The 16533-nt window shown below is 59.2% G+C and carries 14 protein-coding genes; all 14 read left to right on the forward strand.

The genetic code is table 11. The annotated features are described in order from the left end of the window. Positions 1 to 38: 38 nt before the first annotated feature. The 14 genes from EXY20_RS32865 to EXY20_RS32925 all read left to right on the forward strand — a co-directional run bounded on the left by EXY20_RS32865 (position 39) and on the right by EXY20_RS32925 (position 16529). The gene (locus tag EXY20_RS32865; RefSeq protein WP_135556659.1) at positions 39 to 1625 is read left to right on the forward strand and encodes a response regulator; all 1587 of its coding nucleotides are present in this window, start codon (positions 39 to 41) and stop codon (positions 1623 to 1625) included. A gap of 2 nt (positions 1626 to 1627) precedes the next feature. Then, a complete protein-coding gene (locus EXY20_RS32870; RefSeq protein WP_135556660.1) occupies positions 1628 to 4342 on the forward strand; it encodes a sensor histidine kinase in 2715 nt (904 codons plus the stop codon). A 115-nt stretch (positions 4343 to 4457) separates the two neighbouring features. Continuing rightward, the gene (locus EXY20_RS32875; protein WP_135556661.1) at positions 4458 to 6050 is read left to right on the forward strand and encodes a glycoside hydrolase family 10 protein; all 1593 of its coding nucleotides are present in this window, start codon (positions 4458 to 4460) and stop codon (positions 6048 to 6050) included. Beyond that, positions 6047 to 6844: an HpcH/HpaI aldolase family protein gene (locus EXY20_RS32880; RefSeq protein ID WP_135556662.1), complete on the forward strand. Its 798-nt coding sequence runs from the start codon at positions 6047 to 6049 to the stop codon at positions 6842 to 6844. The genes EXY20_RS32875 and EXY20_RS32880 overlap by 4 nt, the downstream gene beginning before the upstream one ends. Positions 6845 to 6891: 47 nt before the next feature. Beyond that, positions 6892 to 8076, forward strand: coding sequence for a sialidase family protein (locus EXY20_RS32885; protein ID WP_135556663.1), 1185 nt, complete (start codon positions 6892 to 6894; stop codon positions 8074 to 8076). A gap of 61 nt (positions 8077 to 8137) precedes the next feature. Continuing rightward, on the forward strand, positions 8138 to 8989 hold the full coding sequence (locus EXY20_RS32890; RefSeq protein WP_135556664.1) for a metallophosphoesterase family protein: 852 nt from the start codon (positions 8138 to 8140) through the stop codon (positions 8987 to 8989). Positions 8990 to 9116: 127 nt separating this feature from the next. Further along, entirely contained in the window at positions 9117 to 11882 is a 2766-nt protein-coding gene (locus EXY20_RS32895) for a glycosyl hydrolase family 28-related protein (protein WP_167859690.1), read from the forward strand. A gap of 82 nt (positions 11883 to 11964) precedes the next feature. Continuing rightward, complete coding sequence (locus EXY20_RS32900) at positions 11965 to 12972, forward strand: Gfo/Idh/MocA family protein (RefSeq protein WP_135556666.1); 1008 nt, start codon at positions 11965 to 11967, stop codon at positions 12970 to 12972. A 19-nt stretch (positions 12973 to 12991) separates the two neighbouring features. Next, positions 12992 to 13960 (forward strand): Gfo/Idh/MocA family protein, encoded by a 969-nt coding sequence (locus tag EXY20_RS32905; protein ID WP_135556667.1) that lies wholly within the window; start codon positions 12992 to 12994, stop codon positions 13958 to 13960. Positions 13961 to 14033: 73 nt separating this feature from the next. Further along, a complete protein-coding gene (locus tag EXY20_RS32910; protein ID WP_135556668.1) occupies positions 14034 to 14612 on the forward strand; it encodes a DJ-1/PfpI family protein in 579 nt (192 codons plus the stop codon). Between the two features lie 92 nt (positions 14613 to 14704). After that, positions 14705 to 14953 (forward strand): chondroitinase-B domain-containing protein, encoded by a 249-nt coding sequence (locus tag EXY20_RS39305; protein WP_167859691.1) that lies wholly within the window; start codon positions 14705 to 14707, stop codon positions 14951 to 14953. A 142-nt stretch (positions 14954 to 15095) separates the two neighbouring features. After that, a complete protein-coding gene (locus tag EXY20_RS40365) occupies positions 15096 to 15230 on the forward strand; it encodes a hypothetical protein (RefSeq protein WP_268966449.1) in 135 nt (44 codons plus the stop codon). A gap of 229 nt (positions 15231 to 15459) precedes the next feature. After that, the gene (locus EXY20_RS32920) at positions 15460 to 16263 is read left to right on the forward strand and encodes a polysaccharide deacetylase family protein (protein WP_135556670.1); all 804 of its coding nucleotides are present in this window, start codon (positions 15460 to 15462) and stop codon (positions 16261 to 16263) included. After that, a complete protein-coding gene (locus EXY20_RS32925) occupies positions 16260 to 16529 on the forward strand; it encodes a sensor histidine kinase (protein ID WP_135556671.1) in 270 nt (89 codons plus the stop codon). The genes EXY20_RS32920 and EXY20_RS32925 overlap by 4 nt, the downstream gene beginning before the upstream one ends. Positions 16530 to 16533 lie beyond the last annotated feature (4 nt).

Here is a 16533-nt window from a genome sequence, read left to right on the forward strand (position 1 = left end):
AGATATGTAAGCCCTTTCAAGAGACAGGGGGGAGCATCTTGTTTCATTTGCTGATCGTAGAAGACATCCATTACGTCTGCGCCGGGATCAAGTCCACCGTCGAGGAGTTCGGGCTGCCGTTCGCGGCGATTCATACCGCGGCGAACGGCGTCGAGGCCGTCGCCTTGCTGGAAGCCCACAAGGTCGATATTGTGATTACCGATATCCGGATGCCGAGGATGGACGGGCTGCAGCTGGCGGAATACGTGCATGGCCGTTACCCCGCGATCCGGGTCGTCGTATTGAGCGCGCACGAGGATTTCGGTTACGCCCAGCAAGCGATCCGTTTCGGCGTCAAGGGCTATTTGCTCAAGCCGCTGAAGAGCGAGTCGCTGCGCGACGTGCTGGCCGCGCTCATTCGGGAGCTTGAGCCGGCGGACGCCGAAGAGCCGGGGGGCAGCCTCGGTCAGCCGACAATCAGGCAGGACAAGCTGCTGAAATACGCGATAGAACGAACGGCGGAGCATACCGGCGGCGATGCCGATCCGCTCGACGGCGCGGAGCATATGGAGCCGTTGAACGGCTACTTGCGCGCCGTGATCTGCAAAGCGGATTTGTCCGGAGGGGATCGTCCGGGGTTCTCGTTAAGCGATTTCCTTCTCGATGCGGCCAAGAGGTTCTGGGGTTCGCGCCAGGTGCCGGTCGTCTGGCACATGGACTATGCGGTCGTCGGCTTGAACGGCGAGGCATGCATCTATATCCGCCAGGTCGAGCCGCTCTTGCGCAGCTTCGTCCAGTTCGTGACCGATCAGGCGGCCCCGTTCGGCTTCCGTCCGAAGCTCATGCTCGGCGTCGGCAATTTGTGCAGCCATATCAAGCAGTTCCACACTTCGCACAACCAGGCGGTATATGCGCTCAGCTACCGCTTCTTCAACCGGAGCAGCCAGATCGTTTTTTTTCAGGAGCTGAATTACAGAAGCTATGCGGAGCTGGACGAACCGGCCATCAACCAGCTTGTCGATCGCGTGGTGGACGGCGTGCTTGCAGGCGACAAGCAGCCCTTGTTGACGGATGTGCATGAATTGTTCCGCGCCATCGAAAGGAAAGGAACGTTCAGCACGGCAGATATTCATACCAAATGCCTGGAGATGCTGTTCCATATCGACCTTCGCCTGCGGCAGCTGCAGCGGCCGCCCGCGGCGCTCAGCAAATCTGCCATCCTGAACGAAATTCGGCAAATTGCCGACTACCAGGAGCTGGAGGCGTGGTTCGAGCGCACCTTGCTTGCCGTCATGCAGGAACGGGCGGGGCCTCGCGAGCCGGCGATGCCGGACTTCGTCAAGAAGGCGATCGCTTATGCGACCTTGCATTACCGGGACAAAATTACGCTGGAGGACATAGCCGTCCGCCTGCATATGCACCCCGCTTATTTCTCCGCGCAGTTCAAGAAAGCGACCGGCACCGGCTTCATCGATTATGTCAACACGGTGCGGATCGAGAAGTCGCGCGAGCTGCTCAGGCAGCCGGATTACCGGATCAAGGAAATCGCCGCTCAGGTAGGCTTCAGCGATTACACGTATTTCTGCCGGGTATTCAGGAAACTGGAAGGCTCGTCCCCGCTTCAGTACCGCGCGGATCATCTCTAGTGATGAACGCCATCAGGATCAGGTTCAAACCGCTGCTGGTGCTGGTGTCCACTGTGCTGACCTTCGTCTTCCTGCTCGGCATCGGCGGGGAGATGTTCCATTCCTCCGTGCGCATGCTGGAAAGCAATTTGCGGATTGTGAACGATGCGCGGTTCAGCCAAACGGCCAATGACATCGAGAACAAGCTGATCGGCATGGAGAAGCTGACGGGGTATTTGAAATCAAGCGCAGACCTTCAGGAGTACATCGACATTCTCGAGGACAAGAGCGGCAGCATTTATGCGCGGGTCGAAGCCGAATACGCGATGGAGCAGCTCATTGCCGTCGCCGAGCAATCGAATCCCGCCATTCAATCGATTCACTTGCTGACGGCAAGCAACCAGATTTTCACCAAAAATGCCGCCTTGTTCGCTTATCCGCTGCCGGCGCTGGACAGCTTCGCCCGCATGGACGAGATTGCGTTCATGAGAGGGGGCTCGGCATTCGCCGAAGGGGCGGAGCGGTTGCGCGATCTGACGTTTCTGGCGACAAGCATTGTCGGGAAGGAAGCGGTGCTCGGCTTGCTGCTTGTCGTGATCAAGAACGACTTCTTCGCCGGCATGGCCGGCAGCAGCCGGATGCTTGTCGTGGGCGGGAATAACGAGGTGATCTGGCGCGGAAGCCAGGTGAGCGACAGGATCCTTCTGCAATTGACGGACAGCTTCCGACAGGACGATTGGCGGACGAAATACGCGGACGACGATACGTACCTCGTGAACGAAGTCAATTTTCACCAATGGAAGGTCGCCTACATGCCGGACAAGAGCCTGCTGGCTGCCAATCGCAGCATTACCGTGCGCCTGTTTGCGACTGTGCTGCTCGGCTGCCTGTTCCTTTCCTTCATTTGCGCGGAACTGATTTCGCGCCGTGTGCTGCAGCGGCTGTACGGCTTGATGAAGCTGATCAACGGCAATTTCCAATCCGGCTCCAATCAATACTACGAAGCGAGCGCGAAGCTCCGCGGCCGCGCCACGCTGCGGACGAAGCTGTTCGTTTACCTGCTCATGTCCGTTACGTTCCCTGTCATGCTGTTCGTCGCCGTGCTGTTCGTTCAGCATACGTATGGCTTCTCGGCGAAGATCAAGGACGCGTACGTGGCGATATTCGAGAAGAATGCGGGCGAACTGGCGTCTTACTTCAGCAGCAAGCAGGAGGTGCTAAAGCGGGTTGCGAGCAACAGCCTGACCGAAGAGGCCGTGCTGCGCACGAGCGATGCCGCCGTACAGCGCGCCAGCGGCCTGCTGTACCAGCAAACGTTTTTCGGGCTCGAGAAGGACAGCCTGCAGGTGTACAACGACGAGAACAGGCTGGTCGCCCATATCGGCAATGGATATACGGAGTCCGACTCGTTCTTCTATGAGCAGGTGAGACGGCAGAAGCTCGGCTATGTGCTGCTTCCGCTCGTTGACGACCTGGGCCGGCCGGTGCTGTGCATCGGCATGCCGATCATTGAGGGGAACCGGTTTATCGGCTATGTCAAGATCGAGATCGATCAGGCGTTTCTTGCGCAGAAATTCCGTTCCTTCAATATGGCGGGCAGCTCGTTGTTTCTGATGGACGACGACGGCACGGTTTTGGCGGATGAGGCCGGCAAGACGCTGGGCGTACGGATCGACGCCTCGCGCGAAGGCAGCCGGGGGATCGCGGACGTGCGCGTCGGCGATCGCAGAGCGTACCTGTTCTACAGGGAAATCGCCACGCTCGGCATTTATTTTGCCGGGCTGTACGACCGGGAGGCGTTTCTTGCCGAAAGCATGGAGCTGCTGAAGAAGGACGGCTATCTGATGGCGACGATCACGCTGCTCACCGCCTTGCTGGCTTTCGTGCTGGCGAAGCTGCTGCGCAACCCGCTGAACCGGTTGAGCGGCACGCTGGCGAATCTCGGAGTCGACAACAGCTACGAGAAAATCGAGGAAACAGGCGTCATCGACGAGATTGACAAGGTCGGTCAGGCCTTCAACGGCATGATCGACCGGATCGAGGATCTGATCGACGAGACGATCGTGACGAATGCGCTGAGAAGCTCGATGGAGGGGGAGAAGAAGGATGCGGAAATCGCGGTGCTGCAGGCGCAGATCAGCCCGCACTTTCTGTACAACACGCTCGATACGATCAGATACATGATCGCGAGCAATCACGGCGGCAGGGCGATTCAGATGGTTGCCGCGCTCAGCGACCTGTTCCGCTACGGCATCAACCGCGACGGGATCGAAATCGGAATCGAGGAGGAGGTGGAGTATGCCCGGGCGTACTGCGACATTATGGAGATGCGCTACGATTCGAATGTGCTGTTCACGTGGCACGTCGATCAGGAGGCGTACGATTACGCCACGATCAAGCTGCTGCTGCAGCCGATGATTGAAAATGCAATCGAGCACGGCATCTACGAGTCCGGGGGCAGCGGCGTCATCGCCATTTCCTGCACCAGCGAACAAGAGCACATTCGCTTCGTCGTCGAGGATAACGGCAGAGGGATCGATCCGGAGGAGCTGGAGAACATTCGGAGGCAGCTCGCCGGGGCGGACAGGCCGAAACGAATCGGCATTTACAATGTGCATTCCCGGCTCCGTCTCTACTACGGGGACCAAGGCCGCCTGGCGCTCGACAGCGTAAAAGACGAAGGAACGAAGGTGACGATCCTGATTCCGAAGCGGGAGCGGCAGCGGCCGTTCGTTTGACGGGAACACATAAATATCGTGCACGATTTGATTTAAATCGTGCACGTTTTTTTGTGTGCGCGGGGCTATAATGGCGGCAGACCGGAATGGACTCGACAGAGGAGGAATTGGCAGCATGCAGAACGGCCAACAACGACGGGAGCGGGAGCCTGGCCGCGCCCGGAAGGTGATCTTCGAGAATGACGGAGGAGACGGGCAGCGCTGCGCCGAGGAGACGGAGGAAGCGCTGCTGAAGATGCGCATGGAGCGGCTCGTCGGCACGGGGGTCGACACGGCGTTCATCACGACGCGCAGCTCGGGCTTCGGCCAGTTCATTCACCGCACCCGCATCGGCACCGTGTTTACTAGCCGCGAGGGCGGATACAAGCACAACATGACCGAAACGCTGATCGCGCGGGAAACCGATTATTTGCAAATCATGTCGGCCTTTTGCCGCGCCAACGGCATCGACGTCTTCTGGTCGATGCGGATGAACGACACCCACGACGGTTCGACGCGCTGGTACGGGGAGGCGACGTTCAAGACGAACCGGCTGAAGCGGGAGCATCCGGAGTGGCTGCTTGGCAGCCGGGAGAACAAGCCGCGGCACGGCGCGTGGACCGCCGTCAACTACGCGGTTCCGGACATTCGAGAGTTGGCGGTTGCGTTCGTAGAGGAAGTGTTGGACAACTACGACGTCGACGGCGTGCACCTCGACTTTTACCGCCATCCGGTGTTTTTTCCCAGCACCGCAGCGGGTCTGCCCGCCACGCCGGAGGAGACGGCAATGATGACCGGAGTGGTGCGGGAGGTGCGGCGGCTGGCGGACCGCAAGGCGGAGCAGCTGCATCGGCCGCTGCAGGTGTCGGTGCGCGTGCCGGATTCGCTCGAATACGGATTGGCAATCGGGCTCGATATCGAAGGGTGGCTGCGCGAGGGTTTGCTCGATCTGCTGATCATGACCAGCTACCTGAAGCTTAATCCGTGGGAGTACAGCGCGCAGCTCGGCCGCAAGTACGGCGTCAAGGTGTACGCGTCGCTTGACGAGACACGGGTGACGGATCCGTTCGCCGAGGAGCTGCGGCAGAGCGGGCGATGCTACCTCGCCCGGGCGATGAACGCGCTGCGGGCGGGGGTGGACGGCATTTATTTGTTCAACTTCACGCCGCGGGAGCTGAAAAACTTCAACGCCGAGAACGCTTCCGTGTTCCAGGTAGTCGACGATATGGAGCGGCTGAACACGTACGACAAGACGTACGTGGCCAGTGTCCGGGGAATCGGCGCGATCGCCGGAGGCGGCTACCCGCACGAAGCGTTCATCCGCGTGCCTGTGCTCAATCCGGGGGCTCCCGCGTATCTGGAGGTAGGCGGGACGTACGCGATCGACATGCCTATCGGCGACGACGTGCATTGGGGACGCGGCCAAGGCGTTGTGCCGGCGGTGACGCTGGGCATTCGCATCGAAGGCCTGGCGTCGCCGGACGAAGCGCGGGTCGAATTTGGCGGCCGGGTGCTGACCGGCGGCGTGCGTCAAGGCATCTGGACGGCGTATGCGCTCGATCCGGATACGGTCGCGGCCGGCAACAACCGGTTTGCCGTGACGCTGGAGCAGGACACGGGACGTGCGGTGAAGCTGCTCGACGTGAAGGTGGACATTGATTATCGGCGGGCGGAGCCGGCGGGCGCCGGTACGATGGATGCGGAGAAAGAGGAGGGCGGGCGGTTATGAGCGGAAATCCGCTAACAACGATGAGGAAGAGCCGGCTTCTGGAGATGCTGCGCGAAGGAAAAACGGTCGGCAGCCTGAAGCTGAACCTGGCGGACTCGCGCAGCGCGGAGATCGCCGCGCTGGCGGGGATCGACTGCATCTGGCTCGACATGGAGCACGTCGCCAACGACTACGCGGCGATCGAGCGGCAAATTCTTGCGGCGAAGGCGTACGGCGTGGATACGATCGTCCGCGTGCCGCGCGGCAGCTACAGCGATCTGGTGCGGCCGCTGGAGCTGGACGCCACGGGCATTATGGTGCCGCACGTGATGAGCCTGGCCGACGCGCAGGCGATCGTGCGGGCGACGAAGTTCCACCCGATCGGCCGCAGGCCGGTGGACGGGGGCAACGCGGACGGACTGTTCGCGGTGCTGAGCTACCAGGAGTACACGCAGCAGGCGAACCGCGAGCGGTTCGTGATGATCCAGATCGAGGACCCGGAACCGCTGGCGGAGCTGGACGCAATCGCGGCGCTGGACGGCATCGACATGCTGATGTTCGGCCCGGCGGACTTCTCGCAGGCGATCGGCGCGCCGGGCGACTGGCAGCACGAGCGGATCGCGGAAGCGCGGCGGCTGGTCGCCGAAGCCGCGATCCGGCACGGCAAAATCGCCGCAACGACGGCGGGCACGCTGGAGCAGGCGGCGGAGTGGGCGAAGCTCGGGTACCGGTTCATCAACATCGGCTCGGACGTGCGCGCGCTGACCAAGGCGTTCCGCGACTGGTCGGTCGGCTTCGGCCGCCTGTTCGGATGATCTGATTTAGCGAGCCAATACCAGGCAATAGGAAGGAGAACATCGGTATGAAACCAACTATGGCACAGCCGCTGGCGCAAGACTACAGGATCGTCGCAAGAATCGCCGCGGACGATCCGCCCGGCTTGTATTTTTTAAGCAACGCCTTCACGCGGCTTCCGAGCGGGACGTTTGTCGCCGCGCTTCCCCGGACAATCCGGCACAATCCGAAAGCGACAGGGATCAAGCTCGATATTTCGGATAAGGCCTCGGTCGGCGGCGTAACCGTTTCCCGCAGCACGGACAACGGGGAGACCTGGGAAATCGTCAGCCTCGTTCCGTTCCCCGATACGGTGGAAATCGCTTTGTTCGCGCACGGGAACAAGCTGTATATGTTTATTGGCCCCCGCGCGGAAGGCCCCGGCAGACTGCTGGTTGCCGTCAGCGAAGATGAAGGCGCTTCCTGGAGCGATCCGGTCGAAGTTTTGAACGGCCCTCATCAATGGTACTGCACGCATCAGCAGTCGATGATCGTCCGCAGCGGCAGGCTGTATTGGGCCGTGAGCGAAAGGTGCCGGAAGCTGGCGGTCGTTTCCTGCGATCTGGAGAAGGGCGCGCTCGATCCGGATGCCTGGCGGGTATCGGACACCGAGGAAATGCCAATCCCCCCCGAGCTGAATCCCGGGTTGTTTCAGGGACCTTCCATGCGTTGCCTGGAAGGAAATGTAATCCAGATCGGCGGCCGGCTGCGCGTGCTGGCGCGGGCCGTCATCGACAGGCAGGGAACCGCGAATATGGCGGCTGTTTACGACCTGCAGGACGAGGACGGGAAGCTGAAGCTGACGTTCACGCAATTTTACCCGCTTCCCGGAGGGCAGTGCAAATTTTATATTGTCTACGACGAACCGTCCCGCCTGTACTGGATGGCTTCCAATCTGCCGGCGAACTCGCAAAACGCCCTCGGGCTCGAATACGATGAAACGTCTACGGGCGTGCCGGGAAACGACAGAAGGTTTCTGATGTTATGGTACGCCTGCGACGCCCTCAACTGGTTTCCCGCCGGCTGCATTGCCCGCGCGGAGAAGCTGACGCAATCGTTCATGTACCCGTCGCTGATCATTGATGGCGATCATCTGGCAGTGTTGTCCCGCACCTGCCGGAATTCCGGACATTTCCACGATGCGGATCTGGCGACCTTTCATTACGTTCGCGATTTCCGGTCGTTGGCGATGAATATATGGCCAATCGTTTAGCCGCAAGCAACCGGAGGCGCAGACGAGAGAGGGGCTGCTCCCGAGAAAGGAAAGGATCGCGATGAAGCTTGCCTTGTTGGGCGATTTGCATTATCCGCATCTGTCAGAAGATGCCGTCGTCGTCGCGCTGCGGGACTCGTGGTTCGGCGGCGTGCTGAAGACGTTTCTCGATGTGGAAGCCGACATGCATATTTCGCTCGGCGACTTGACCAATGAGGGGCGGGCCGACGAGCTGCGCGACGTATACGGGGCGGTCGACGGGCATGTGCCGCCCCGGCGGTTCGTGCAGGTGCTCGGCAATCACGACACACTGGCGATGGGCAAGCGGGAGTGGATGGCGCGCACGGGGCAGGCGCGCTACTTTGCGCTGGAGCGGGCGGAAGCGACGCTGGTGTTCCTCGATACCGCCAAGGAGGGACGGGCGGACGATTTCGGCGGCGAGCTGGACGCGGAGCAGGCGGAGTGGCTCGCCGGCATCGTGCGCGAGTCGGGGGAGAAGCCTCTGCTCGTCTTCGGCCACCATCCGCTGGTCGATACGACGACGCATTCGGAGCAGCCGATGTTCGGCTTCCACCGGGACGCCGATCCGTGGCCGATCCTGTGCGGCAAGCGGGGAAAGGGATTCTACTTCTGCGGCCACAATCATGCGCATTCCATCGTGAAGCGGGAGCAGTGGCATTTTATCCAGACGGCGGCGTGTCTCGACACGGTGGCGGTGCGCACCGTCGAGCTGCGGGAGGGGGTGCTCACCGTCGGCCTGCTGACGTTCGATAACGAGCGGAGGCGGCAGGAAGCGGCCGCCATTGCGGCGGGTATGAGACTGTTTACGCTCAAGGCCCGGGCGTGCGGAACGGCCGCCGATCACCGCCTGACCGTCCAATTGCTGCCCGCGGAGCGCGGAGGAGAACGGTGAGGAGCCGGGAAAGGGGGGATGCGGCGCTGCCGCGCCATCTTCGATGGCATTGCGGAGCGGGGGCGGGGAAGCCGTCGCAGTACGGGAGAGGAAGAACGCCAATTTTTCAACCATTGGAGGTTATGTGATGCGAACAACGATTCATCGTACGCTCGTTTTCGGGTTGGCTCTGCTGCTGGCGCTGGGGGCCTTGCCGCGGCTTGCGCCGACGGCTTCGGCGACCGGACCATGGTACAGCAGTCTGTACCCGGCGGACTGGTATCCGGGCTATACGGATGCGCAAGGAAGGTTTCTGCAGGATTTTTCGTATGCGGGCTATCACCGGGGCGAGGATCCGATTCCGGACAACCCGCCGGGCAAGACGTACGACGTCACGCAAGCGCCGTACAACGCCGACAACACGGGCGCGACCGACGCGACGAGCGCGATCCAGGCGGCGCTCGACGACGCGGGCGACGCCGGCGGCGGCGTGGTGTTTCTGCCGGCCGGCACATACAAGGTCAAGCCGCAGGGTACGAACGACTACGCGCTGCTGATCGACAAGAGCAATGTCGTGCTGCGCGGCGTCGGCGCCGACGATACGCTCCTCTACAACGACGAGACGAACATGCACAACCGCAGCGTTGTGCTGGCCCGGCCGGAAGCCTACACGACATATGTCAAGTGGTGGACCGAAACGCCAGGCGAGGAGATCGATACCACCTTGCTTACCCAGGATGTGCCGGAGATGTCGACCGTCATTCCGGTGAGCAGCGTGTCAAGCTACAGCGTAGGCGACTGGGTCGTGCTGCACGCCGACGTGACGCAGGACTTTATCGACGAGCTCGCCATGACGGATTATTGGAATCCCTACTTTGAGGAAATGACGTTCTACCGCCAGGTGACGGCGATCGATACCGTCAACAAGACGCTGACGATCGATATTCCGACCCGCTTCAAAATCAAGACACGCGACAACGCAAGGGTGTACAAAAGCGTGAATGCGAGCATTAAAGAGGTGGGGGTGGAGCGGCTCGGCATCGGCATGCGGGAGAACCTGACATCCGGCACCGCCGACGGCGATTACGCGGTCCCGGGCACCGGCGGGTACGAAATGCACCTCGCGCACGCCATTTCTTACGATATGGTCGTGAACGGATGGGTGCGCCATGTGCAGGCGTATAAACCCGCCGGCAACACGCACAAGGACATTAAGCTTCTGTCCAGCGGCGTCAATGTGCAGTATTCGCGCAACGTGACCGTCGATCATTGCTACTTCGGCAAGCCGGAGTACGAGGGCGCCGGCGGCAATGGGTATATGTTCCGGATCGTGCGCAGCCAGGAGGTGCTGGTTTCCCACTCCTCGGCCAAAGACGGTCGTCACAATTACGCGATCGTCGGCATGTCGGCCAGCGGCAACGTGCTGTACGACAACAAAACCGATACGGCGCGGCTTTCCACCGAAACGCACGGCTGGATGAGTGCGGCCAATCTGTTCGACAACATGCGGGTCATCAACACGTTCATGACCGCCACGAATCATCACGACAGTGGCAGGAGCGCCAACGGACAAGGGCAAACGACGACGCAGACGGTGTTCTGGAATACGCTGGGAGACAGCTATCAGAGCGGGCAAAGCTACATTATCAAGTCGCAGCAATACGGCTGGGGCTATATCATCGGGACGCGGGGAGCTGCGAACGCGGTGCAGGCGGTTACGACCGACGACGGTACGGCGCCGATAGACTTCGTCGAAGGGGAGGGCGAGGGCGATACGATGGCGGTGCCGTCGCTGTACATGGATCAGCTGAGCAAACGATTGTCCGCACCGCGGGTCAACTATGCGGAAACGTTCGACGGCATGACGACGGGCTCCGCTCCGACCGGCCTGAACGCGATCGTCGACGGCGGCACCGTGACGGTGGCGAACGTGCCGAGCGCAACGAACAAGAGCGTCAAGCTGACCGACAGCAGCGCTTCGGAGGGAGTGAAGGTGAGCAAGAACTTCGCCCCGATCGCAACGACGGTGAAGCTGCAGTTCAATGTCATGTTCAATTCCACAGGCCATCTGAACTATTACAAATTGATGAGCGGCTCCACCGCAGCGGTATTTCTCCGCACAACGGGCACCTCGATCCAGGCGCTGGACAGCGGCGGCACGTATACGACGCTGCGCAGCTTCAACGCGAATACGTGGTACACGATCAAGCTGGTGGCGAACCCGGCGACGGACAAATACGACGTCTACATCAATAACAAGCTGGAGGGCTCGCAGCTCGGCTTCGCGAATGCGGTGAGCGACATCGACAGCTTCGCGGCGCAAAGCCATTCGTCGGACTCGGGCTACACAAGCTATCTGGACGATCTGACGCTGTACGCGGAGAGCTTCGACAGCGCGGCGACATCGTCGGCGCCGCCCGGCTGGACGACGGACACAGGCGGCGGCACGGTGCAGGTGAAGGCGGTGCCGAGCGGCACGAACAAGAGCATCGAGCTGCGCGATACGAATTCCTCGGACATTGTGAAGGCGTACAAGACGTTCCCGTCGCAGACGGGCACGGTGACCGCCGAATTCAAGCTGATGTTCCCGGCGACGGGCAGCTCCAACTATGTGACTCTGTACGACGGCAGCACGGAAGCGGTGCGCTTCCGGACAATCGGCAGCGATATGCAGTATATGTACAGCGGCACGGAAACGACGCTGCAGAGCTACAGCCCGAATACGTGGTACACGATCAAGCTGGTGGCGAACCCGGCGACGGACAAGTGCGATGTCTACATCGACGGCGTGCTGGTCGGCTCGCAGCTCAATTTCCGCAACGCCGCTTCGGGACTGGATCGGTTCGATTTCCGCTCGCATAGCACGCATGCGAACTACTACGGCTATTTGGACGATGTTCTGATTCACTATTGATTGTGCGCCGGCTCGTACAAAAAAACGTCCCGAATCGTCTTTGTCGAGATTCGGGACGATCAAAAAGAGGAGTGATTGATTCATGCTGCGCGTAGCAATACTCAGTTTCTGGCACATTCATGCGGATGGCCATTATCGGCAAGCCGTTGAACATCCGGATACGGTCGTGATGAAGTTGTGGGACGAAGACCTGGGCAGGGGAAAGCAGCAATCGGCCGACCGCGGAATCCCGTATGTGGAGCATTTGGACGAGATATGGTCGGATCCGGACATCGACGCCGTCATCGTATGCGCGCCGACGAACCGGCACGTTGACATCATGGTCCAGGCGGCCCGGGCGGGCAAGCATATTTTTACGGAAAAGGTGCTGGCGCCGACTTTGCGGGAATGCAACGAGATCCTGCAAGCGGTGGAACAGTCCGGGGTCAAGCTGATGGTGGCCCTGCCGCAATTGTACGAAAGCTATACACTGGCGATCCAGGATGTTTTGGCGAAGGGGCTCATCGGGGAGCTCACATCGGCCAGAGTGCGCCGCTCGAATCATGGCGTGGTCAATTATCCTCGCAGGAACTTTTCCCACTTCTTCAATAAGGAGCAAAGCCATGGAGGGGCCTTGATCGACGTAGGCTGCCACCCGATGTATGTGGCCCGGCTGTTCCTTGGCATGCCGGAAAGCGTCAGCGCCAGCTACGGGTATATGACCGGCAAGCAAGTCGAGGACAATGCGGTGTCGGTGCTCCGGTATGCAAATGGAGCCTTGGGGACGGTGGAGTCGAGTTTCGTGAATCCCTTCTCCCCTTACAGCATGGAATTGCATGGCACGGAAGGAGTTCTGCTCTGCGGGTATCCCGAACATATCGTTCAGCTGCGGACGACCCGCTTCGGCGAAGAAGCCGCCACACAGTGGACGCTCGTGGATAAGCCGCAGCGGCAACCGATGGCGTTGGCGCAATGGGTGTCGCATATTCAGAACGACACGATCGCCGAAGAAAACATTGCCCTTGCCGTCGATTTAACGAAACTGATGGAGGCTTCCAATCTTTCCGCGGCATTGGATCGTCCGGTCCGGATCGACAGTTTAGCCAATTGAGCATGGGGGGCACTCGGATATGAGCGACAAGGTGAGAATCGCGGTAATCGGGGCCGGCAAAATGGCGAACAGCGTCCATTATCCGTCCTTGCAGACGCTGGACGATGTCGAAATGGTCGGGATCTGCGACTTGTTCCCCGACCTGCTGCATGCGACAGCCGACAAATACGGCATCCGCAATCGCTATACCGATTATCGCCGGATGATTGAAGAGACGAACCCGCAAGCCGTTTATGTCATCGGGCAACCGCATATCATGTACGATATCTGGATGTGGTGCCTGGAACGCGGCTTGAATCTCTATATTGAGAAGCCGCTCGGGCTTTCGATGCATCAGGCAAGAGCGTTGGCCTATGTCGCCGAGAAGAATCGCTGCATCACGCAAGTCAGCTTCCAACGGCGAAATTCGCCGCTTGCGGTCAAACTGCGCGAGGAATGCCTGAAGCGCGGGCCGATCACCCATGCGGTGTGCCGGTTCTATAAATCGAGCATGACCCCTTTTCTTGGTGCAAGGGACCGGATGATGGACGATACGGTGCACGCCATCGATACGATTCGCTGGATGTGCGGGGGAAATGTCGTCAAGGTCGAGAGTACGACCAAGCGGGTCGGCGTTCCGGATATCAACTTCGTTTCGGCAACGCTTTCCTTCGACAACGGCTCACATGGCTATCTGCTGAACAGCTTTTCGAGCGGCCGCCGCATTTTTTCGGTTGAAATGCATGCGCCAAACATATGTGCGGAAGCGGAATTGGAAACTCGCGGCTGCCTCTATGCAGACGGCGATATTGCGGGCGTGGCTTATGATGCGCGTGAAGCGGCAGGATCGAACGAGAAGTTTATTTATGGCGGTTTTCAGCCGAAACACCGCGAGTTTATCGACTGCCTGAAAGAGGGCACTCAGCCGTCGTCCAACTTCCAGGATGCGCTGAAGACGATGGAAGTGGCGGAGACCATATTGGCGCAAGCGCTGATGAATGGCAACTGATTCTGAAGATGCCGGAGCAATCCGTTTTAATCTCATAAATCAACCTATATAAACGAAGGCGGTGCATCCAAGGATGTCTCGAGGGAAAGTATTGATCGTAATCGGGGACGCAACCGAAACCGTGGATACGTTATATCCTTATTACCGTATTCAGGAAGAAGATTTCGAACCGGTCGTAGCTGGCCCGGATAAGCGCCGCTACGCGATGGTGTTGCATGAACGGCCCCAAAGCGGCTGGGATATAACCAGAGAGTTCGAAGGGTACACCATTCAGGCGGATATTGCGTTTCGCGATGTGAACCCGGCGGACTACGTCGGCATCTTTTTCTCCGGTGGCCGGGCTCCCGAGTACATCCGCGACGATCCCGCGCTGATTGAGATCACCCGCCATTTTTTCGCTTGCAACAAGCCCGTTGCAAGTGTCTGTCATGGGGTGGAAATCCCTTGCCGGGCAGGCGTGGTCAAGGGACGCAGGATGGCAACCGTAGCCAAGTGCCGGTTTGACCTGGAAGTTTGCGGAGGGATCTACGAGGACAGCCCTTGCGTGGTGGACGGCAATCTGGTCAGCGGACGAACGTATCATGATCATGGGCAGTACATGAAGGAATGGATTCGATTGCTGTTGGAAGAATGCGTGAAGCAGGAGACATAATATCTATTTTGCCGTATCTGCGCGGGAGACTTGTTCGCCGCTTGCCGAATGGAATCGCTTCGCAGCCGGCGGCAATGACACGGAAGGGGAGAATGAAGGATGATGGGAAGAATAACGAGTGCGACGGGGAAGGCCAAATTATTTCCGGCAAGACGAGTAACGTGACACTGCGCAACAACACCTTCTGGAACTCGGTCGGCTCTCTTACGCTGCGCCACGGCAATAACAACGAAGTGTACGGCAACACGTTCATGGGAGACGGGGTCAAGGCGGATGTCGGCGGCACGGTCACGGTGCAGGAGCTCCCGAACGTGACCAACAAGGAGCTTGCGGTTTGCTGACAGCAGCGCCATGGGCAGTGTGGGTATCCTGAAGGCGTTGTCCCCGCGCACCAGCGTGCAAACTTATTCGGCCAACACGTGGTACACGACCCGAATCGTTGCAAGGCCGATGACCGACTAGTTCGACCTGTATGTGGACGGCGTGAAGAAAATCAACAACCAGAGCTTTCACAACGCGGTTGCAAGCATTGCTACCGTTACAATCGGCTCGTTTAATGCGACATTCAGCACCGCCTATTTCGACAACATCCTCGTGTATGTGCATAACGAGCTGTAAGTAACAGAATGCCCGCCTCGCCAGCATGAGACGGGGCGGGCCGTCATGCGGGCGGCGCGGCCAGCAGCTTTCGTTCGGGCTGCGCCGGCGGCATTTTATCGTGAGCTGCCGTTGGCAGTCAAGGTGGGGTATCATCTTCAGGTTTACTTTAACCGGGTGTTTAAGAAGCTGACAGGCAGAACGCCGGTCGGTTGCCGAAGCGAATGCGAGAAGGAAGGTTGATTCCAAAATGATCCGATTTGACCGTTTTCCGCAGGGCAAACATAAGGCGGTAACGCTTAGCTATGACGATGGCAGAGAATTTGACCGAAGAATGGTAGAAATCATGAACCGGCACGGCATTCGGGGGACGTTTCATTTAAACTCCTCAAGGCTGAGCTTGCCGGGACATGTCGAAAGCGCCGAGCTTGCCGACTTGTTCGACGGCCATGAAGTATCCGCCCATACGGTGAACCATCCGTTCCTTCATATGAGTCCGCCGGAAACGATTGCAACGGAAACCTTGAATGATCGCCGCGAGCTTGAGAACCTGATCGGTTATCCGATCAAAGGGATGTCGTATCCATATGGTTCCTGGAACCAAGAAGTTGTCGCTATTCTGCGTGCCACCGGCATGGAATATGCACGAACAACACAGTCCAGCGGCGTATTCGATATGCCTGCCGATTTCCTGGCCTGGAAGCCGACTTGCCATCACAGGGAAATGCTTGCTTTTGCGCAGAAGCTGATCGACTTGCAGATGAAACATACACGAATGGCATTGCTGTACGTATGGGGACACAGCTACGAATTCGATAACGATGGCAATTGGCAGCAACTGGAACAGTTTTGCCGGCTAGTCGGCAGCCAGAAGGATATATGGTTTGCGACTAATAGCGAAATCGTTGGCTACATGCAGGCTATTCAACGGCTGCGTTGTTCGGCGTCCGGTCAACTCGTCCATAATCCATCGGCCATATCGGTCTGGTTCAGCGTAAATGGCAACGCCGTAGAAGTGCAAGCCGGTGAAACGAGGAAGTTGGCTCACTGTTGAAGGAGAAGAAAGCGTCGATGATTTTCCATTCGCTGGACGACGGGATCGGCATGGACCAGGAGAAAATCGACAAGCTGTTGGATCTCGAGCATAAACATGCGGGATACGGCATTCGCAACGTTCGGGAACGGCTGCTGCTGCACTACGGTTCCGAATGCGATCTCGAGATGGAAAGCGTGGCAGGAGTAATTTGTTTGCCATACTCGCCTGGGGTCGTACCCGTGTATTTGCGAAACATTCGAATGAAAGGGGTAATGTTCGGATAGCCGA

It is taken from the genome of Paenibacillus cymbidii, from assembly GCF_004764705.1.
Lineage (GTDB): Bacteria > Bacillota > Bacilli > Paenibacillales > NBRC-103111 > Paenibacillus_AN > Paenibacillus_AN cymbidii.